This window comes from Pseudomonas lactucae, from assembly GCF_036688725.1.
GTDB classification, from domain to species: Bacteria; Pseudomonadota; Gammaproteobacteria; order Pseudomonadales; family Pseudomonadaceae; genus Aquipseudomonas; species Aquipseudomonas lactucae.
The window spans coordinates 267,935-288,734 of the sequence record NZ_JAQQPT010000002.1 but is presented as its reverse complement, the minus strand read 5'-3'; the positions used below and the strand labels follow the sequence as shown (position 1 = coordinate 288,734).

Below are 20,800 nucleotides of genomic sequence, written 5' to 3'. Positions count from 1 at the left end.
TTTTGGGGCTGCTGCGCAGCCCAGCGGGAGCAAGCTCCCTCGCCACGACGGCGTTTACTCGCGTTGGTAGCTGTCCACCTGAACTCCGTCGGCATTGAACACATTCACCCGGTTTTCGTCTTTCGCGTCCCAGATGCTGTACGTCGCGTCGTTGCTGTTGGTGGGCAGGCTGTAGGTGGTGTACGAGCCGAGTTTTTTCACCAGGGTGTTGTTTTTGTCGATCAGCACCAGGCCTCTGAAACCGTCCATTTCCGCCGAGGCGAGGTTTTTCTGGAAGGGGTTGAGACGGGTGTACTTCAGGGGCACGCGCAGTTTGCCGGTCAGGTCGAGCGCGCCGTAGCGTTCCCCTTTTTTGACCACGGCCATGCCGTTGGAGAACGGCTCGACTTCGTCATAGGGCAAGCTGATGGGCAGGGGTTTGCCTTCGGGGTTGATAAAGCTGTATTTCCGGCTTTTGCGGTCTTGCACCAGTTGCGGCTGGCCCTGGATAAAAGCGCCGATGGCCGTGCTGCCGGGTGGGTTGAGCTTTTGCAGTTTCAGCGTATAGACGTCTGTTTGTCCCCCGTCAGCCGAGGTGGTGTAGAGGTAGTCACTGGCGACGTCGATGTTGGAGAAACGCGGTGCCAGCAGTTCCTTGCCGGCCAGGTTCCACACACCGTAGGACGAGTCGCCGCCGTAGGTCTTCAGCCCAGGCCGGGCAATGAACAGGTCGCCGACCACCTGGACATTGACGTACTTCATCGGCACCACCACTTGCTGCTTCTTCACGTCGTATACGCCGTACGGTCCGTTGGTTTCGCGTTCGACGATCATCAGGTCATCGTTGATCGGCTTTTCGATGATCTCGAACGGCAACTCCTTCAACGTATGCCCCCCAGGCACGAACGCAAAGTACTTGAACAGCAACTGGCTCCAGCCATCTTTCTGCGGTGTCTTGCCCACCTGCATGTTGAATACGCCGGGCATCGGGCTGTACTCGATGCGTTCAAAACGCGGTTTGACCACCCATTGGCCGTTGCTGTCGATAAAGCCGCTTTTTTTCGTGGCGTTGTCGTAAGCGATATAGCGCGCCTGGGGCGGCACGCTGTTGTGCATCTCCAGCGTCAGGGTTTGCGGTTGGGTGGGGTCCAGCTGATAGATGACGATGCTCGCCGGGGTGTCTTCGAACTGGTAGGTGGCTTGCACGTTGGTCAGGGCGCTGGCGCTGGCGCTGTCCGGCAGGCCGTTGATGAACTGCTCCAGGTGTTCCTGCAGCGCGGCGCTGGTGGTGTAGCGGGAGAAATTGTCCTGCATGCGCAGCAGTTCGTCGTAGTACGCGCGCAGGTTGGCCTTTTGCTCGGCGGTCGGCGGGGAATTGCTGCTGTTGCCGCCGCTGTAGAGTGTCTTGCCGTCGGCGTTCAGGCCCTCGACCACGTAGGTTTTGTCCTTTGGCGTGACCAACAGCAGCGAGGCGCGATCGTCCGCCAGGGCGGTCAATTGGTAGACCTCACCGTTGTCGCCGGTGACCTTCGGATGCTTGGGGTCCAGCACGATCTTCTTGAAGTCGGGGTAGCTCGGGTAGGTGAGGGTGACGCTGACGCGCTCCACCGGCTTGTTGACCTTGAGCTCGGCCTTGGAGGTGTCCTGTTCTCCGACATTTTCGAGCCCAACGTCGGCAAACGCCTGTTGCGTCCCGTCGCGAAAATACACGGTTTGTACGGCGTAACGTTCCTCCTCGCGCTGGTCGTGCAGGGCGCCACGCTTGAGGACCTCGCGGATCGGTTCCACGTCCAGTTTCAGTCCCGACTGGTTGTCGAAAAAAAACTGCTCGAATGCCGGGGTTTTCCGCGCGAGCTCTTCCAGCGCCGTTTTCAGCTCGGCGGCGGGGAACGGCACAAAGGGTTCGTCATAGCGCAGCTGTTTTGTCTCGCCGGTCGGCTGGTCGGGGTTGGCTACCGGTGAAATTTCCAGACGCATGCTTTCGATCATTGCGATCTGGTTGATGCTGTCGCGCGCGTCCATTTCCAGGTAGTTCAGGCGCTTTTTTGCTTGCGCCAGTGTCAGGCTGTGGAGGTCGTCCACCGCGCCTTCATTGAGCTGGTCTTCGCTGTATTCGGTGCCGCTGACCAAGCCTGTGACGACGTGACGGTCAACCAGGTAATAGGTTGCGCCGCCGAGTATGGCGATAACCACCAGGGCGCTGGCAAGGAGTTTGGTTCGGGTCAGGGCGGTTTTCATTATTGTCAGACTCGAGAATAGGGCTGGCGCAAGGTTAGCAGGTGAACGGTGGCGGGCGGTCTGGTTGTACGCAGTTTGTTTTACAAGCGGCGTGCGCGATACCAGGCGGATCTCACGCAGTGAATGATTGCGCGCGGTTGCGGTCGGAACCTGGGTATGCGCCATTCATTGAAGGAGTACCCAATGACGTCCAAATCCCTGCTTGCCTGCGTTTTAGTCGCTGCCAGCCTGAGCACCGCCAGCTTTGTCGTTCAGGCCGGTGATAGCCCCCAGGAAACCGTGCAGCCTTCGAACATCAATGCCCGTGATCTTAAAGAAGGCGACCGCGCCCCGGATATCCTGATGCGCAAGGAGTCGGCCATCGGCGACTGGAAAAAACGCGGCCTTAAGCAGCCAGAAGACGAAAGCCAATGGGCGCGCGTGGGCGATAAATACGTGCTGCTCAAAACCACCAACGGCACCATTTTGCAGATCACGCCTGTCAAAAAGTGATCTCCTTTTTTCCTGTTCCTGCGTTAAGGTAACCGGCCGTAATGGTCGCGTTACCTTTGGAAGAATGAGAGCAGGATGCTTGCCACCCTCAGAAATTACCCTCGCACCGTAAACCTGTTGCTGAGCGCCACGTTGCTGCTGACGTTGGCCAAGGCGATCACGTTTCCGTACCTGGTGATCTACCTCACCCGTCACTTTGCCCTCGACATCAGCCAGGTCGGCCTGGTGATCGGCAGCTCGTTGATCGTCGGCTCGTTGCTGAGTGTCTATGGCGGTTTTCTCGTCGACCGTATCAACAGTTACCGCCTTCTCCTGGGGATGAGCGTGCTGTTCGTGCTGGGGTTTATCGGCACGTTGCTGGCGCAGAATATCTGGGCGTTCTACAGCTGCCTGATCCTGATCAACCTGGCCTATGCGTTCATCGATATCGCGATAAAGGCCGGTTTTGCCAGTCTGTTGCCTGAAGAAGCACGCAGCGAAGTCTTCTCTATCAAGTACACCCTGACCAATATCGGCTATGCGGTCGGGCCGTTTTTCGGGGCGATGGTGGCCAAGCTGGATATCAGCCTGCCATTTATGCTGTCGGCCCTGTTGGGCGCGGGGTTTTTCCTGCTGTACTGGCGTTGGGGCGACCGCACATTGACCCGCGTGGATGTTGCACAAAAACCTGTGTCATTCCTGGCGGTGGGTCGCGTGCTGCTCAAGGACCATCGTCTGGTGTGCTTCACCCTCGGCGGCCTGCTCAGCGCAGTGGTATTCGGTCAGTTCACCGCTTACCTGTCGCAGTACCTGGTGACGACCACCACCGCCGAATACACCTACACCGTGATCAGCGCCGTGCTCACCACCAACGCCGTGCTGGTGATCGCGTTGCAATACCTGATTGGTCGGCGCATCTCGCATCGCTACCTGAGCCAGTGGCTGATCGCCGGTTTGAGTATGTTCATGTTGGGGTTGATCGGGTTTGCGCTGTCCACCAGCGTGCTGTGGTGGGTGGTGGCAATGGCGGTGTTTACCGTGGGGGAAATTATCGTCTTCCCGGCCGAATACATGTTTATCGACCGGATCGCCCCGGATCACCTGCGGGGCATGTACTACGGGGCGCAGAACCTGTCCAATCTTGGCGCCGCGCTGGGGCCGGTGTTGTGTGGGCTGGTGCTGGCCAGCCTGCCGGCGCACACCATGTTCTATATGCTGGGCGCATTCATCATCGGCGGTGGGGTGTTCTATTTCATCGGGGCGTCGTTGAAGGCCAATCCTCAAGCGTGAGTTTGCCCACGTTGTTGCTGTCCAGTTCGTAGCGCAGCTCTTCGACCATCTTTTCCACTTCCTGCGGGGTCTGCAGCCGGTTGGTGCTGATCCCGGTGACCACCAGGTCCACCCGGCCGGTTTCGGCGTCGTAGACCTTGAGGGTCAAGGACGCATCCCGGCACAGGGTGAATTCGCAGGTCAGGGGCGACAAGCCTTCTTCGATGCTATTTCGCAGTTGAGCGAGGGTAAACATGCGGCTTCCTTCAAGGCATAGGTTTATGCGTTAAAGGTTATTGATTGGCCGCGTGCACCATAAGGCCAATTAGCACTAGGTCTACTAGTGCATTTGCACTGTCAGCGCTGTTTTTTTACCCGTAACTCCCCGGCAAACAGCCCGCGTTCACGGGCCCAGACGATTGCCGCGCTGCGGCTGTGCACCCCCAGCTTGGAGTACACCGTGGCCACATGGTTACGCACCGTGTTGGGGGCCAGCTTCAGGCGTGAGGCGATCTCCTTGTCGGCCAGTCCTTCGCAGATCAGGCCCAATACGTCACGCTCGCGGGCGGTAAGGTCGGTGTAGCTGATATTGGGCAGGTTGGGGCTGTTCACGCTCTTGGCATTGGCCAGTTTTTCGATCAGGGTCTGGCTGAACCACGAGGCGTCCTGCATCACTTCCTCGATGGCCGCGACCAGCTCCAGTTCCGAACGCTTGCGCTCGGTAATATTCATCAGCACCAGCAGGTAGCACGGTGCGTCCTGGATGATCACGGTGTCGGCGGACACCACGCAATCGATCACCTCGTTGCCTTTCTTGCGCACCTTGAGGTCCTGGCCGTCGAGGTTGCCGGCTTTTTCGAGGGTGGTGAACAACTGCGCCGCGCAATCGGCGTTGTCGATAAAGTCGATGTCCTCGATGGATTTGCCGATCAGTTCTTCGCTGATATAGCCGGTAATGCTCATGAACGCTTCGTTGACGTCCACCACCTGGCGGTTGGCGGCATTGCATACCAGGGTCGGCACCGGCGTGAGGCGGAACGACTTGGCGAAACGCTCCTCGCTCTGGCGCAGGGCAATCTCCGCCTTGCGTCGCGGCTCCAGGTCCATGAACGAAAACAGCATGCAGTCCTCTTCGTTCATGTCCAGCGGCTGGCCCGCGACCACCACCAGTTTGCTGCCACCTTCGGGCAGGCGCAGTTCGGCCTGCATCTGCGGGATGGTCGAGCCTTCGCCCAGGCGCTGGATGGCCAGGTCCTTGCGCTCGGCCTGTTCGAGTACATCCAGTTCATACACCGATTTACCGATGACCTGGTCGCGGTTGTAGCCGGTCATCTCCAAAAAGCCCTGGTTCACCTTGATGTAGCGCAGGTCGCTCAAACGGCAGATCACCGCGGGCGCCGGGTTGGCGTTGAAGGTTTTTTCGAAGCGCTGCTCGGCACTGGCCCATTCGGTGGCATCGCTGAGAATCAGCACCAGCAACTCCGGCTCACCGCGAGAATCATTGATCACCAGGCTGCGCAGACGGTGTACCCAGGTTTTGTCCGGGTCGGCGGTGGGGGTGACTTCCACCACCACGTCGCTGAATTCGTCACCCGCCGCTGCGCGGGCCAACGGGTAATTGTCCGGTTGCACGGGATGGTTATTGCGGTAGCGCAGGGTGAAGCGTTCGACATACTGCTGCCCGCTGGCGCCCAGCCCCATCACGTCGCCCACCCCATGCATGGCCAGCGCAGCTTCGTTGGCCCAGAGAATGGTCTGGTCGACCTCGGCCAGAATCACCCCATCGGACAGCCCGGAGATGATCTGCTGCAGTTGGCGACGGTTGGTTTCTTTGGCAAGGACGTCCTGGCTCATGGTGTCTCCCTGGAAAAAGCGCATGCAAACTACGACACCCGGGGTGGCCGATAGTGCAGAGCAATTGCTTGGCGCACAGTGCGAATGCACTAGGGCGCAGGGGGCGTTCGGGCCGTACCTATGCCACGCGGCGGGCGCCATTGGCTTGTGGCGAGGGAGCTTGCTCCCGCTGGGCGCGAAGCGATCCAGATGTAAGTTAAGGTGTGTTTTCAGTTAAATCTCGGCGGCAGGTTTCGGGGCTGCTTCGCAGCCCAGCGCGAGCAAGCTCGCTCGCCACAACAAGCTTGCTCGTCACAGGGGGATGGAAGGCTAGCGCGGCTGCACGCATTCCAGCGAGCGATCCACCATCACGCTTGCCATGTCCACCAGGTGCATGACCGACAGCACCAGCGTGCGTGAAGTACCGTCCAGTTGATCCCCTGCCGTTTGCGCGGCCACGGCTGCGCAACGCAGTACGCTGCTGGCGTGGGCCAGGGCGTCTTCGAAGCTGAGGTCTGGGGTGGTGGTGAAAAATTGCAGTTCTGAAGCGGGTGGTGCGGGGACAAGTTCGTCCATTTTGAAGCTCCTCTAGTCGGTAAGGAGCCGCCACATCGCTGCTAAACGATTGAAGGGTGGCGGCCACGCGCAGGTTAGCAGACCGGTGACTAGGAACCCGGTGCACCCGAAGGTGCCCTGCGCACGGCCACCATGAAGCGTGGGCCGAAAAAAAGCGCCCTGCAAAAGGTGGCGCTTTGCGCCTAGTCATATCGGCGGGCTGCTAAACCCGGTCACTGAATTGGCAGTGACCGACGAAGACTAGCCAGCGGATGCAAGCGGCGCAAGCGGTTGGGATTCTCTCGGAAACGTCCTGCAAGTTAAAGGGAAATGTCGCTACTGAGATTGTTCCTACACTTGCCAAACCCCACCGATTCTGGGAAAACCCCAGCCTTTACGCCTTCAACGAGAACCCCATGAGCCACGACGAACTGCAGATCACTGACACCCGCATGGGCACCGGCAAAGCCGTGGTCAAGGGCGCGCTGATCACCACTCAATACACCGGCACGCTGGAAGATGGCACGGTGTTCGATTCGTCCTGGAAAAGGGGTAAGCCGTTCCAGTGTGTGATCGGCACCGGGCGCGTCATTAAAGGCTGGGACCAGGGTTTGATGGGCATGCGGGTGGGCGGGGTGCGCAGGTTGTTCGTGCCGGCGCGTCTGGCCTATGGCGAGCGGTCGATGGGCGCGCATATTACGCCCCACAGTAACCTGCATTTTGAGATTGAGCTGTTGGAAGTGCTGACGCGGGATGATTGAGAGAGGCGCGAGATATGGATATCACTTGCTCTCTTGAGGGGCTTCGGGTGGATGAGCTGAATGCCGGCGACGCAGCCGAGCTGCAGCGGTTTTTCGAGCAGGCGCCGGATTACTTCATCGCGGTCAACGGTGAGCCTGCCACGCCGACCGAAGCGCGCGACGAGTTGCAGGGGGCGTTGCCGGCCGGGTGGACGTGCAGCCGGATGTACTGGCTGGGCTATCGAGACGCTGACGATCGCTTGGTCGCCGTGGTGAATATTGCGGCGGATTTGCTCGCGCAGGGCGTATGGCATATCGGGTTGTTGCTGGTGGACTCGCGCAGGCATGGCACTGGCTTTGCGCAACGGCTGCATGCGGACCTTGAGCGTTGGGCATTAGAAAATGGCGCCCGGTGGCTGCGCTTGACGGTGGTGGTGGGTAACACCAGGGCCGAGCGCTTCTGGCCCAAACTTGGGTATGTGCAGGTGCGTACACGGGATGGGATTGCGATGGGTCGTCAGGTGAACAGGGTGTCGATTCAGGTCAAGGCGTTGGTGGAGGGCCATGTGGACGATTACCTGATACGGGTGGCACGCGATCGCCCCGTGGCACCGTAGCCGCGGATGTGCGCAGTCCCCTCCCGCATTCAAGCATCGGCATCTTCAATATTGGGGTTCCTGAACCCATCCTGAAGAATCCTCTTATTCACCACTCGGACACTTTCCTACGGTTTACTCTCCTGAGGCCGGGGCGTAAGCTTCGCGCGTTTTCATCAATAGCGGAGACCCTCAGTGGGTACTTGTTCGAGTGACAGTAGTCGGCCGGTTTCGGTAACCGGCACAGGCTTGGCAAGGTAACGCGCATTCATCCGATGCCGTTGTCTCGCCAAAAAAGCGAGAAGCGGCATCTCGGCAGCGGCCTGTCCTGGCAGCTGTTTGATTCCCTCTCATCGACGCTGACCAGCACCTGGGTAACCTCGGGATGCGACGGACGCGCCTGCCTTCAGGGTGGGCGGGCCAAGCCGGCTGTGCCTGTGTAACAGGCGCGGTGCGGAGGGGCGGTACCTGCACGACGGTTTTTCCTCGCGCAGGAGTTACACCATGAACCTCACCCTGTTGAAAGAGTTCTTTGCCGGTTTCCTGCGGACCCGGCACATCGCCCGGCATTTCCGTCGCCTGGCCATGCTCGAGACCGTCACCGATGCCAGCGTCAGCCGCGAAGTGCCGCCGACCCTGGCGCAAACCCTGGTGGTCGCGGCCAACAGCAGCACCGTGCAATTGCTCGGTACCTTGGGCAGCCATATCGAGGGCCTGAACACTCAGGAAGCCGAGACCCTGCGCGCGCAACATGGCCTCAATGAGGTCGAGCACGAGCAGCCGCTGCCATGGTGGGTGCACCTGTGGCACTGCTACAAAAACCCGTTCAACCTGCTGCTGACGTTGCTGGCGGTGATTTCCTGGCTGACCGAAGATATGAAGGCCGCTACGGTGATTTTCTCCATGGTGGTGCTGTCGACGCTGTTGCGTTTCTGGCAGGAGGCCAAGTCGAACAAGGCCGCCGATGCGCTCAAAGCCATGGTCAGCAACACGGCTACGGTGCTGCGCCGCGATGAAGCCAAGCGCATCGAATTGCCGATCAAACAATTGGTGCCAGGCGACCTCATCGTGCTGTCGGCCGGCGACATGATTCCCGCCGACTGCCGCGTGCTCAGTGCCAAGGATCTGTTTGTGAGCCAGGCGGCGATGACCGGCGAATCGATGCCGGTGGAGAAGTTCGCCCAGCAACAGGACGCCCACACGCGTAATCCGCTGGACCTGGAGAACATTCTGTTCATGGGAACCAACGTGGTGTCCGGCGCGGCCACGGCGGTGATCCTCACCACTGGCAACAGCACTTATTTCGGCGCGCTGGCCCAACGCGTGACGGCCACCGACCGTGCGACCACGTCGTTCCAGCATGGCGTGAACAAGGTCAGCTGGTTGCTGATCCGCTTTATGTTCGTGATGGCGCCGCTGGTGTTGTTCATCAATGGGTTCACCAAGGGTGACTGGACCGAAGCGCTGCTGTTCGCGCTGTCGATTGCGGTGGGCCTGACTCCGGAAATGCTGCCGATGATCGTCACGTCGACGCTGGCCAAGGGCGCGGTGTTTCTGTCGCGCAAGAAGGTCATCGTCAAGCGCCTGGACGCGATCCAGAACTTCGGTGCGATGGATGTACTGTGCACCGACAAGACCGGCACCCTGACCCAGGACAAAATTTTCCTGGCGCGCCATGTGGATGTGTGGGGCGAAGAGTCCGACGACGTATTGGAAATGGCCTACCTCAACAGCTACTACCAGACCGGCCTGAAGAACCTGCTGGACGTGGCGGTGCTGGAGCATGTGGAGGTGCATCGCGAGCTGAAGGTGGGCACGGCGTTCCACAAGGTCGATGAGATCCCGTTTGATTTCAACCGTCGGCGCATGTCGGTGGTGGTGGCCGAGCAAGGCTTGCCGCACCTGTTGATCTGCAAGGGCGCAGTGGAAGAGATCCTGTCGGTGTGCAACACCGTGCGCCATGGCGACACCAGCGAGGCGCTCACCGATGAACTGCTGGCGCGCATTCGCCAAGTGACTGCGGCGTTCAACGAAGAAGGCCTGCGCGTGGTGGCCGTGGCCGCGCAACCGATGGCACCGGGGCGTGACACCTACAGCCTGGCAGATGAAAACAACCTGACATTGATTGGCTACGTGGCGTTTCTCGACCCACCCAAGGAGAGCACTGCGCCGGCACTCAAGGCGCTCAAGGCCCACGGTGTGTCGGTCAAGGTCTTGACCGGCGACAACGAGCTGGTCACCGCCAAGATCTGCCGCGAAGTGGGCCTGGAGCAACAGGGCCTGCTGATGGGCAACGACATCGAAGACATGACCGACGCCGAACTGGCAGAGGCCGTTGAAGTCACCAATGTGTTCGCCAAATTGACGCCCAGCCACAAGGAACGCATCGTGCGCCTGCTCAAGGCCAATGGGCATGTGGTGGGCTTCATGGGCGATGGCATCAACGATGCGCCGGCGCTGCGCACGGCGGATATCGGCATTTCGGTGGACAGCGCGGTGGATATCGCCAAGGAAGCGGCCGACATCATCTTGCTGGAAAAGAGCCTGATGATCCTGGAGGAGGGTGTGCTGGAGGGCCGGCGTACCTTCGCCAACATGCTCAAGTACATCAAAATGACCGCCAGCTCCAACTTCGGCAACGTGTTCTCGGTGCTGGTGGCCAGTGCGTTCATTCCGTTTTTGCCAATGTTGCCGATGCACCTGCTGGTGCAGAACCTGTTGTACGACATTTCGCAGATCGCGATTCCGTTCGACAACGTCGACGACGAAATGCTGGCTAAACCACAACGCTGGCAGCCGGGGGATGTGGGCCGTTTCATGCTGTTTTTCGGGCCGATCAGTTCGATCTTTGACATCACCACGTTCGCGCTCATGTGGTATGTGTTCGATGCCAATACGCCGGACCATCAGACGCTGTTCCAGTCCGGCTGGTTCGTGGTGGGGCTGCTGACCCAGACCCTGATCGTGCACATGATCCGCACCCCGAAAATCCCGTTCCTGCAAAGCCGTGCGGCGATGCCGTTGATGGTGATGACCGGGGTGATCATGGCCGTGGGGGTTTTCCTGCCGATGGGGCCGTTGGCGCACTACTTCAAGCTGCAGGCGTTGCCGTCGCTGTACTTTGTGTTCCTGCCGGTGATTCTGCTGGCATACATGGCACTGACCCAGGCAGTGAAGGGCTACTACATCCGTAAGTTCGGCTGGCAGTAACCCGTTAATTCAAATGCCCTGGACCTTGTGGGAGCAGGGCATAGGTACCTGCACAATTTTTAAAAATTGAAAAACCTTCTTGTGGTGAGCGGGGCAAACCCGCTCACCACAACAGCCGGTTGGCCGTGGATTTTTCGTTCAACGGAGGTTGTGTAGATACCTATGGCCATCGTAGGCCAGCCAGCTCCCATACGGTTCGGCAGTTGCATACAGAGAGACTTTTTATGCAAGCAATCAACAACATCAACCTCAACTCCCTGATCGACACTCTGGTCAGTCTCACCGCCGCCTTCATCCTCGGCGGCCTGATCGGCTTCGAGCGCCAGTACCGGCAGCGTACGGCGGGTCTGCGGACCAACGTGCTGGTGGCGGTGGGCGCGGCAATTTTTGTCGACATGGCCAACCGCCTGGGTGGGGCGGACGGTGCGGTGCGGGTGGTGGCGTATGTGGTGTCGGGCATCGGTTTTCTCGGTGCCGGCGTGATCATGCGTGAAGAAGGCAATGTGCGCGGGCTCAACACAGCCGCCACGCTGTGGGCGTCGGCGGCGGTGGGGGCATGCGCCGGTGCCGACCTGATCCTTGAAGCGTTGCTGGGCACGTTGTTTGTGCTGGCGGCCAACACCCTGCTGCGGCCGATCGTCAATAACATCAACCGCCAGCCGCTGGATGTGGTGTCGGCGGAGGTCACCAACATCTTGTATGTGATCGCCCGACGCACCCAGCAAAAGGCCGTGCTGGCGCTACTGGAGGCTGAACTTGCGCGCTGCAACTACCCGGCCAGCGACGTCGATGTGCGCCCGTTCGGCACTGAGGAAGTGGAAATCGAAGCCACCCTGGCGGTGACGTCGGTGGACGGTGACGAACTGGACGCCCTGGTGGCGCGGATTTCCCTGTCGACCCTGGTGGTTCAGGCGTTCTGGAGCCCCAGCACCACCGAATAGGCGGCTGGCGCGAGGCAACACCTTGCGCAAGGCTGGTCATGCTGTAGCGAGGAATAGTCCTACATTAATTCGAGATTATCCCTTCATTTGAATCCACTTGCCGTTGTTAAGGTTGCGCGCTTGTGCCCGTTCAGGAATCCAGGCGCGGCTTTACATGTTTACCGTGTGGTTTCAAGAGGAGGGGCCTGTTCTGCCTGAAGTAGTGTGCGAAGTCGTCAGCGCCGTTTGTCGGAACTGTCATTTCTCACAGGTAGATGAGTCCCGCGTGATGTGTAAGCGTACTGACCCTCGCAGGGGAATTTTATGAGCAACAACAAAGCTTTAATTGTGGATGATCACCCTTTTATACGCGCCACCGTGAAGTACCTGTTGAAGCAGGAAGGTTTCGAGACCATCTTTGAGGCGGGCAACGGTGCCGATGCCATGCAGATTGCCCGCGAGGAGCGCCCGGACCTGGTCATCCTTGACCTGGCAATGCCCAAGCTCGGCGGCCTGGAGGTGATCAACCGGATCAAGGCGCTGGACCTGCCGTGCAGGATCCTGGTGCTGACCTCCTACCTGGCGGTGTTCTTCTCTACCCGCTGCATGCGTGCCGGCGCCATGGGATTTGTTGCCAAGACCGGTGAACTCGATGAGCTGCAAAAGGCCATCCGGGCCATCCGGTCCGGCTACAGTTGCTTCCCCAGCCTGCCCACCAGTTCGGTGCGACGCGACGACTTGCAAGAAACCGAACTGCAGATGATCGAAGGCTTGTCGGACCGTGAGTTGACGGTCCTGCAGATGCTGGCTCTGGGCTTGGGCAATAACGAGATCGCCGCGCAAATGCTGCTGAGCCACAAAACCATCAGCACCTACAAGACGCGCCTCAAGGAAAAGCTGCGCATGTCGTCGGTGGTGCATCTGTCCAAATTCGCCCAGCGCAATCATCTGATCTGAAATGATCACCTCCCGGCGGCTGAAACTCGCGGCCATCCTGCTGCTGGGGCTGTTGTCCTGGCCAGTGATGGCCCTGGATGAACCCCGCACGCTGAGCCTGCAGGGACACTCAAGCCTTGAATACCCCCAGGTGGCGCTGGGCGAAACCGACTGGCAGTGGTTGCGTGAGCGACGCACGCTGGTGATGGGGGTGTCGGCGCCCGATTACGCACCGTTCGACCTGAGCAACAATAAGGACGAACTGGAAGGCATCACCGCCGATTATGCGGCGCTGGTTGCCCAGGCGCTGAATGTTGCGATTGAGGTACGGCGTTACGACACCCGTGATGAAGTAATCGAGGCACTCAAGACCGGTGCGGTGGACTTTTTGGGCTCGGCCAATGGTTACGAAGCGGCCGACCCGCAATTGGTGTTGTCACGTTCTTACGCCAACGACCAACCCGCGCTGGTGACGCGCGCCGGCGAGAGCCACACGCTGAGTGCCGATCTCGCCGGCAAGCGCGTGGCGATGCTTTATCACTATATGCAGCCCGAGACCGTCCAGGCCTTCTACCCGGATGCGCACCTGGTGTTGTTTGCCTCGACCTTCGAAGCCATCGGGGCCGTGGCGTTCGGCCAGGCGGACGTGTATCTGGGCGATGCCATCAGCACTCGCTACCTGATCAACAAAAACCACCTCAACAATGTACGCATGGCCGACTTTTCCGCGTTGGAGGTCAACCCGTTCGGGTTTGCCTTCGTCAAAGACAATACGCGCCTGCTGAACATCATCAACGCCGCGTTGGTCGCCGTTCCGGCCAGCCAGCAGATGGAGATCCTGCGCCGCTGGAGTGCCGGCGGCAGTGGGTTTCTTGAGGCTGATCGGCTGCGTTTGAGTGACAGTGAACAGCGCTGGTTGCAAAAGCACCCACGGGTGAGAGTCGCGGTGCTCGACAAATTCGTACCGCTGTCCTTTTTCAACGAGCAGGGCCAATTCGAGGGTTTGAGCGCCGAGGTGCTGTCACGCATCAGTCTGCGCACCGGCCTCAAATTCGACGTGGAACAGGGCAGTTCGCTGCCGCGGCAAGTCGACGAAACCAGCACCGGGCGCGTGGACATGCTGGCCGTCATCACACCGAGCGTGGAGCGCTCCGAGAAAATTCGATTTACGCGGCCGTACCTGTCCAACCCCTATGTGATAGTGGTGCCTGTGGGCAATGACCGCCTGGTGACACTGGATAACATGCCTGGCAAGCGCCTGGCTTTTATTGGCGGCAACAGCCTCGCCGCGCAGATTGCCCGGGATTACCCCGGTATCGAGTTTGTCGATGTCGAAAACCCGGAAACAGCCCTGGAGATGGTGGCCAAGGGCACGGTGGACGCGACCATCGTTTCATTGATCAGCGCGCGCTACATGATCGCGCGGCATTACCGTGATCGCCTGCGCATCACCAGCACGGTCGGCGCGGAGCCTGCGCGCATCACCTTTGGCGTCAACCGCAGCCAACTGGAGTTGTATTCGATTCTCGACAAGGCGTTGTTGAGCATCAGCCCCGAAGAGATGGACGAATTGACCAACCATTGGCGCGGCGAAATCATCATCGAAGACAGTTACTGGCTGCGCCATCGCAATGTGATCATCCAGGGATTTGGCCTGGCCGCGCTGTTGCTGCTGGTGACCCTGGGGTGGGTGTTCTATTTGCGTAATCTGATACGCAAGCGCGCCCAGGCCGAGCGCGCCTTGAGCGACCAGATGCGTTTCATGGGGGTGTTGATCGACGGTACGCCTCACCCGATTTACGTGCGTGATCGCCAGGGCCGCCTGATGGCCTGCAATAACGCTTACCTGGACGTATTCGGCTTCAAGCTGGAAGACGTGATTGGCAAGACCGTGGTGGAAACCGACACCGGCAATCTGCCCCAGGCGCAGTCGTTCCATGCCGACTACTTGCGCTTGATGGAGCAGGGCGAACCGCAGATCCATGACCGCGTGCTCAAGGTGCCCAACGGCGATGTGCTGACCATCTACCAGTGGATGCTGCCTTACCGTGATGGCGACGAAAAAGTGGTCGGCATGATTGCCGGCTGGGTCGACGTGAGTGAACGCCAGCGTCTGCTGCGCCAGGTGCAAGAGGCCAAAGAGGAGGCCGACGCCGCCAACCGCGCCAAGACGACGTTTCTGGCGACCATGAGCCATGAAATCCGCACCCCCATGAACGCGGTGATCGGCATGATCGAACTGGCCCTGAAAAATGCCGAGCAAGGCCGGGCGGACCTTGATGCGCTGGAGGTGGCGTCGGTGGCGTCCCGCAGCATGCTGGAGTTGATCGGCGATATTCTGGATATCGCACGGATCGAGTCCGGCCATTTGTCGCTGACCCTGGCACCGGCCAATCCGCACGAATTGCTGGCGTCGGTGGCACGTGTATTCGAGGGGTTGGCACGGGACAAGGGACTGGTGCTGCATGTGGAGCTGAGCCCTGCGATCGACTGTGCCGTGTTGATCGATCCGCTGCGTTTCAAGCAAGTGGTCTCCAATGTATTGGGCAATGCCATCAAGTTCACCCACGCCGGCCAGGTTCGCCTGGGCGCTAGCGGGGCATTGGCGGACGGCCAGTTGCATCTGCGTTTATGGGTAGAGGATTCGGGCATCGGTATCAGTGCCGAGGATCAACAGCGCTTGTTCAACCCGTTTATCCAGGGCAGCAACCATGAACAGTCCGCGCGCAGCGGCTCGGGCCTCGGGTTGGTGATCAGCCGCAGCCTGTGCGAAATGATGGGCGGCCAACTGCACCTGAGCAGTATGCTGGGCAAGGGCACGCGGGTGGACGTGACGTTGGCGCTGACATTGACCGCTGCCGCACCGGCTGGCTTGCCCGTGCCGCCTGTTCCGACGGCTCGCGCATTGAATATCCTGGTGGTGGACGACTACCCGGCCAACCGTCTTTTGCTGGCGCGACAACTGAGCTTCCTGGGGCATCGCATCACCACGGCCGAGGACGGCGGCCAAGGGCTAGTGCTGTGGCAGGCCGGGCACTTCGACGGCGTGATCACCGATTGCAATATGCCCCTCAAGGATGGCTACGCGCTGGCCCGTGAAATCCGGGCGCTGGAACGTCAGCGCGGGGCGCCGCCGTGCCTGTTGCTGGGGTTCACCGCCAATGCCCGGCCGGAGGAGGCCGAGCGCTGTCGGCAAGCGGGCATGGACGGTTGCCTGTTCAAACCCACGGGGCTTGAGGACTTGCGCACGGCCCTGGTCTCGCGCACGGCGGGTGCCCTGTCGGTCGAGACCGAGCCGGTGTTCGATTTAAGCCCGCTGATCACGCTGACCGCAGGCGACAAGGGCGCTCTGGGCGAGTTGCTGACCCCATTGCTTACCAGCCTTGAGGAGGATCGGGCCTTGTTGCCTGAACCGTCGGGCCCCGTGAATTTCTTCACGCTGCATGACCTCGCTCATCGCGTCAAAGGCGGCGCGCGGATGATCAAGGCCCAGAGGTTGATCGGCTGTTGCGAGGCGTTGGAAGGGGTCTGTGAACGGCAGGACAGCGATGCGGTGGGCACTGCGGTTGAGGCGGTAGGTGTTGCGATTGATGGGCTGCATCACAGCCTGGCCCGATATTGCAATCAGGCTTTACCGCAGTGAACGGTCATTCGGTGTATTTGGGATAACTCCTACGATAAAGGGGAACATGCCTGATTTTGTCTTCGGGATATGTCTGGAGAATGGGCCGCTCTTACTGACGCGCGCTGCCAGCCCAGGGGTTTGCCATGCCGAACAAAGCACTGTCTATCCTGATTGCCGATGAACAGCACCTGCAACGGCTGTATATCGAGAAAATGCTCAACCAACTGGGGTACCACCGGATCGTGCCGGTAGACACCTTCGAAGAGGTCCAGATACTGACGGCCATCCCGGCCGAACCGTTCGATGTACTCATCATCAATGCCGGGCTTGCGGTCAATGCCTGCGAACCGCAACCTCAGGCGCGGCATGTGCTGGTCTACGACCACCTGGACCTGGGCACGTCTGTCGGCGCAACGCCGACTGTACTGGTGCGCTTGCCCGGGGTGCCGGACAACGTCAGCCTCGAACACTTCATGGACATCATAGATCCACCCGAGGCCACGCGTGGCCTGCGGGTGTTGCCCTGGCTGCGGGAGTTATCCCGTTTGCCGGTGACTGGGGTTTAGTCCCACTTCGGCGCAATGCCCTTGGGGCTGGTCAAGCGCTGGCCGCGTTCCAGGCTGGCAATGCGGGCCATGTCGTCGGCGCTCAAGGCCAGGTGCAGGGCCTTGAGGTTGCTTTCGAGGTTGCTCCGCTTGGTCGATGATGGGATCACGGCATAACCCAGTTGCATGGCCCAGGCGAGGGCGACCTGCGCCGAGGTGGCCTGGTGGCGTTGGGCGATCTGCTGGATGACCGGGTCCTTGAGCACTTCACCGTAGGCCAGGGTCATGTACGAGGTGATCTGGATACCGTGGGCGGTGGCGAAATCCACCACCTTCCGGTTCTGCAGGTAGGGGTGCAGTTCGATCTGGTTGGTGGCGATGTGCTCGACGCCGACCGCCGCGATAGCCTGCTTCATGAGGTCGACGGTGAAGTTGGAAATGCCGATCTGGCGGGTCAACCCCAGACGCTTGGCTTGCAGCAACTGGCCCATGAATTCGGCGACGGGCACCTGGTCTTCCGGCGATGGCCAGTGGATCAGGGTCAGGTCCAGATAATCGGTCTTCAGTTTGCGCAGGCTTTCCTCAAGGCTTGGGATCAAGCGGCCTTCGGCAAAGTTGTCGATCCAGATCTTGCTGGTGATAAACAGTTCGTCACGCGCAATACCGCTGTCGGCGATGGCTTGGCCAACCTCGGCTTCGTTCTCGTAGATCTGCGCGGTATCGATGACGCGGTAACCCAGTTCCAGGGCGGTACTGACCGAGTCGATCACCACCTGGCCTTTAAGGCGAAAGGTGCCGAGACCGAAGGCGGGGACTTTTTGCGTAGGGATAGACATCAGTGACTCCAATAAGGCTGTAGGCAGTGGAGTCGAGTATCCGCTTGTCGTTCCTTTGGAAACACCATCGAATCCGAAAAGGACTATTGACGACACATCACGAATGACCCTCGTGACGTGAAGGCGCTGTAGCCGTTGCAGCAGCGCCTTGTTCGGTCAGCCTCGGGCGCGTAACTGTTCGGCGGCACTGCGCAACAACTGCTCGGTGCCGTTCCAGCCGAGGCAGCCATCGGTTACCGATACGCCGTATTTCATCGACGCGCTCAACGGCTGGCAACCTTCGAACAAGTGGCTTTCCAGCATCATGCCGATCAGCGAAGTGTCGCCCTGCAAGCGCTGCTCCAGCACGTCGTTGAACACTGCCGGTTGACGCAATGGGTCTTTGCCACTGTTGGCATGGCTGCAATCGACCATGATGCGCGGCGTGACCTTGGACGTGGCCAGGTCATGTTTGATCTGGGCGACGCTGTGCGCATCGTAGTTCGGCCCACGGTGACCGCCGCGCAGTACCAGATGGGTGTCGGGGTTGCCCGAAGTCTGGATGATCGCCGGGTGGCCCTGGCTGTCGACGCCGAAGTGGCGGTGCGGGTGGGAGGCCGAGCGCATCGCATCACAGGCAATCGTCACGCCGCCGTCGGTGCCGTTTTTGAAGCCTACGGGCATGCCCAGGCCGCTGGCCATTTCGCGATGGATCTGCGATTCGGTAGTGCGCGCGCCAATCGCCACCCAACTGAGCAGGTCATCGAAGTAGCCAGCGGCCATGGGTTGCAACAGCTCGGTGGCAACCGGCAGGCCCAGGCGCAGCATTTCGCGCATCAGCTCGCGGGACAGGCGCAGGCCGGCGGCCATATCATCGCTGCCATCCAGGCGCGGGTCGTAGGCCAGGCCTTTCCAACCGATGGTGGTGCGCGGTTTTTCGACGTAGGCGCGGATCACCAGCAGCATCTGGTCGCTGACTTCGAGTGCCAGCTTCTTCAGATTGCGGGCGTATTCCATGGCCGATTCCGGGTCGTGGATCGAGCATGGGCCGACAATCACCAGCAAGCGTGAATCTTCGCCATCAAGGATGGCGCGCACGGCTTGGCGATGAGCGTGGACCTGTTCATTGAGGAACGGGCTGAGGGCTAACTGGTGCTTGAGCTCAAGGGCGCTGGGCAGGCGCTGGGTCAGGGCTTCATTGGCGCTGATCAGGTTCGAAACGGGCAGAGCGGCGACGGAGGAGTTCATATTCAAGGCTTCCTGGGCAAGCGGCGGGTTGTTCCCGCGCGCTTGGCCTACTGGGGTGTTCGACAATTGGCCGTACTGGCTACGTGTGTTGGCTTGCCACCGATAGGTGACCGGTCGGAGGCGGCAGGCTGTCCCGAACGGAGCTGGCTAAATCGCCATGCGGTAGAGGTGTCGTAGCGGTAATAGGTGGCGTAGTTCATGTCGTGAGTCCTTTAAGTGTTCGTGATCAAACAAAATTTATTAGAGGCTGAAAAAACAAAACCCCCGGTCGGGGAGCCGACCGGGGGTTAGATTTCTCTGGTAGGCGACCCCTTGAACAGTGGGCGCCGATTTCAGGTATCAGGCGCGCCAGTGGCTAAACCAATACCCAAAATAAAAGCTTACAGCTGCGCTCGAACCGTTCACACGGGTAGCCGGCACCGAGCGCGGGGCGCTGGCAGCAGGGCAAACCTGAGAGTGGGCGAGAGGCAACATGGTCGTTCTCCAAATGATGGGGGGAGCTTACTAGAGGCGCACTGGCAGTTTCAATCAGTAATTTCTATTGCGGCAGGGGACTTACGGCTATGGGGTACGTGCCGATATGCTGATAACACTTTGACGATGATTGCCTGGACGCGACCATGACTGCCTTGACCCTTGCTGCTGCTCAATCCATTTCCATCGCGGGCGATGTGCCGGCCAATATCCAGCGACACCTGGCCTTCATGCGTGTGGCAGCGGAGCACGGCGTGCAATTACTGGTATTTCCGGAGTTGTCGTTGACGGGGTATGAGCCGTCCCTGGCGGCCGAATTGGCGATTGCCCCGGAAGATGCACTGTTGGCGCCGTTACGCGAGATGGCACGGGAACTGCGATTGACGGCAGTGGTGGGTATGCCGATTCGACTGGCGCCTGATTCGGCAGTGTTGATAGGTGCACTGGTGCTGGGGGCGCACGGAGCTCTGGCGCTCTACACCAAGCAGCATTTGCATGATGGCGAAGAGCTTGCGTTTGTCGCAGGGCAGGGCGGTGCAGCCCTTGAGTGGGGCAATGACCGGATTGCCTTGGCGGTGTGCGCAGATTTTGCCCATGCCAGCCACCCGCGTGCCGCGGCGCAGGCAGACGCAAATGTGTACGCCGCCGGTGTATTGATCAGCGAAGGTGGCTATGCAGCCGACAGTGCGTTGCTTGAGGGCTATGCCGCTGAGCATCGCATGCTGGTGTTGATGGCCAATCACGGTGGCCCGTCAGGGGGGTGGGCCTGCGCCGGTCGCAGTGCGATCTGGGCCGCTGATGGCAGCTTGCTTGCCGCTGCGCCTGGCACGGGGGATGTGCTGGTGATCGCCCGTCGCGATAGCGGCGTGTGGGCTGGCCAAGTGGTTACGCTCTGAATGAGCTTTTATCTGCGCGCGGCAACAGACCAGGACTTGCCATTTGCACGCAAGCTGACCCACGAAGCCATGAGCCGCTATTACGTGCAATACGGATTGTGGTGGTCCGGCGACGGCTTTGACACCGCCTGGGCTGGCCGGGAAAACTGGCTGATTTGTCAGGACGCCACCGTGCTGGGTTTTATCAGCCTGAGTCGCGACAGCCGGGCGCTCTATATTCGCGAACTGCATATGCTCCAAGCGTATCGCGGACTCGGCGCGGGCAGTTGGGTGTTGGAGCAGATGGCAGTCAAGGCGCAGGCGCAGGGCCTGCTGCGTTTGACGGTGTTCAAGTCCAATCCGGCCCGCGAGCTCTATCAGCGCAACGGACTCAGCATCGTCGGTGAAGAGGACTGCTTCTGGCGCATGGAGCGTGTCTGCCGTTCAAGCTAACCATGTACTCGCGCGCAA

At 60.1% G+C, this 20,800-nt stretch carries 17 protein-coding genes; 11 read left to right on the top strand and 6 right to left on the bottom strand.

The features are described 5' to 3' along the window. Positions 1–54: 54 nt before the first annotated feature. The gene (locus V6M90_RS03105) at positions 55–2,217 is read right to left on the bottom strand and encodes a WG repeat-containing protein (protein ID WP_332846061.1); all 2,163 of its coding nucleotides are present in this window, start codon (positions 2,215–2,217) and stop codon (positions 55–57) included. A 183-nt stretch (positions 2,218–2,400) separates the two neighbouring features. Here V6M90_RS03105 and V6M90_RS03100 point away from each other — a divergent pair, with 183 nt between their 5' ends. Both V6M90_RS03100 and V6M90_RS03095 read left to right on the top strand, forming a co-directional pair. Continuing rightward, positions 2,401–2,709, top strand: a complete 309-nt coding sequence (locus V6M90_RS03100) for an RcnB family protein (protein ID WP_003173086.1) — start codon at positions 2,401–2,403, stop codon at positions 2,707–2,709. Between the two features lie 75 nt (positions 2,710–2,784). Continuing rightward, entirely contained in the window at positions 2,785–3,978 is a 1,194-nt protein-coding gene (locus tag V6M90_RS03095) for an MFS transporter (protein WP_332846060.1), read from the top strand. Here V6M90_RS03095 and V6M90_RS03090 read toward each other — a convergent pair. The 3 genes from V6M90_RS03090 to V6M90_RS03080 all read right to left on the bottom strand — a co-directional run bounded on the left by V6M90_RS03090 (position 3,941) and on the right by V6M90_RS03080 (position 6,366). Further along, on the bottom strand, positions 3,941–4,213 hold the full coding sequence (locus tag V6M90_RS03090) for a DUF1652 domain-containing protein (RefSeq protein WP_042944462.1): 273 nt from the start codon (positions 4,211–4,213) through the stop codon (positions 3,941–3,943). The two genes, V6M90_RS03095 and V6M90_RS03090, sit on opposite strands and share 38 nt — an antisense overlap. A gap of 101 nt (positions 4,214–4,314) precedes the next feature. Next, positions 4,315–5,811 (bottom strand): helix-turn-helix transcriptional regulator, encoded by a 1,497-nt coding sequence (locus V6M90_RS03085; protein WP_332846059.1) that lies wholly within the window; start codon positions 5,809–5,811, stop codon positions 4,315–4,317. Positions 5,812–6,120: 309 nt separating this feature from the next. Next, positions 6,121–6,366, bottom strand: a complete 246-nt coding sequence (locus tag V6M90_RS03080; protein ID WP_003173089.1) for a DUF6124 family protein — start codon at positions 6,364–6,366, stop codon at positions 6,121–6,123. Between the two features lie 395 nt (positions 6,367–6,761). Between V6M90_RS03080 and V6M90_RS03075 the strand changes: the two genes are divergently transcribed. From V6M90_RS03075 to V6M90_RS03045, 7 genes are all read left to right on the top strand, one after another. After that, entirely contained in the window at positions 6,762–7,106 is a 345-nt protein-coding gene (locus V6M90_RS03075; protein WP_003173090.1) for an FKBP-type peptidyl-prolyl cis-trans isomerase, read from the top strand. Positions 7,107–7,120: 14 nt separating this feature from the next. Then, positions 7,121–7,702 (top strand): GNAT family N-acetyltransferase, encoded by a 582-nt coding sequence (locus V6M90_RS03070; RefSeq protein ID WP_003173091.1) that lies wholly within the window; start codon positions 7,121–7,123, stop codon positions 7,700–7,702. Between the two features lie 483 nt (positions 7,703–8,185). Continuing rightward, entirely contained in the window at positions 8,186–10,891 is a 2,706-nt protein-coding gene (mgtA, locus tag V6M90_RS03065; RefSeq protein WP_003173095.1) for a magnesium-translocating P-type ATPase, read from the top strand. Between the two features lie 224 nt (positions 10,892–11,115). Further along, the gene (locus V6M90_RS03060) at positions 11,116–11,832 is read left to right on the top strand and encodes an MgtC/SapB family protein (protein ID WP_141064842.1); all 717 of its coding nucleotides are present in this window, start codon (positions 11,116–11,118) and stop codon (positions 11,830–11,832) included. A 303-nt stretch (positions 11,833–12,135) separates the two neighbouring features. Continuing rightward, positions 12,136–12,768, top strand: coding sequence for a response regulator transcription factor (locus V6M90_RS03055; protein WP_003173097.1), 633 nt, complete (start codon positions 12,136–12,138; stop codon positions 12,766–12,768). A gap of 1 nt (position 12,769) precedes the next feature. Next, the gene (locus V6M90_RS03050; RefSeq protein WP_332846058.1) at positions 12,770–16,390 is read left to right on the top strand and encodes a transporter substrate-binding domain-containing protein; all 3,621 of its coding nucleotides are present in this window, start codon (positions 12,770–12,772) and stop codon (positions 16,388–16,390) included. A gap of 125 nt (positions 16,391–16,515) precedes the next feature. After that, positions 16,516–16,938, top strand: coding sequence for an ANTAR domain-containing protein (locus V6M90_RS03045; protein ID WP_078824232.1), 423 nt, complete (start codon positions 16,516–16,518; stop codon positions 16,936–16,938). Here the strand turns inward: V6M90_RS03045 and dkgB are convergent. Together dkgB and V6M90_RS03035 are read right to left on the bottom strand one after the other, a co-directional pair. After that, a complete protein-coding gene (gene dkgB, locus V6M90_RS03040; protein WP_003173100.1) occupies positions 16,935–17,753 on the bottom strand; it encodes a 2,5-didehydrogluconate reductase DkgB in 819 nt (272 codons plus the stop codon). The genes V6M90_RS03045 and dkgB overlap by 4 nt on opposite strands. A 156-nt stretch (positions 17,754–17,909) precedes the next feature. Beyond that, on the bottom strand, positions 17,910–18,980 hold the full coding sequence (locus V6M90_RS03035; RefSeq protein WP_003173101.1) for a 3-deoxy-7-phosphoheptulonate synthase: 1,071 nt from the start codon (positions 18,978–18,980) through the stop codon (positions 17,910–17,912). Positions 18,981–19,600: 620 nt separating this feature from the next. Here V6M90_RS03035 and V6M90_RS03030 point away from each other — a divergent pair. Both V6M90_RS03030 and V6M90_RS03025 read left to right on the top strand, forming a co-directional pair. Continuing rightward, positions 19,601–20,350 carry a carbon-nitrogen hydrolase family protein gene (locus V6M90_RS03030; RefSeq protein WP_003173102.1) on the top strand — a complete coding sequence of 250 codons (750 nt, stop codon included), beginning with the start codon at positions 19,601–19,603 and terminating at the stop codon, positions 20,348–20,350. Further along, entirely contained in the window at positions 20,351–20,782 is a 432-nt protein-coding gene (locus V6M90_RS03025; protein ID WP_003173103.1) for a GNAT family N-acetyltransferase, read from the top strand. Positions 20,783–20,800 lie beyond the last annotated feature (18 nt).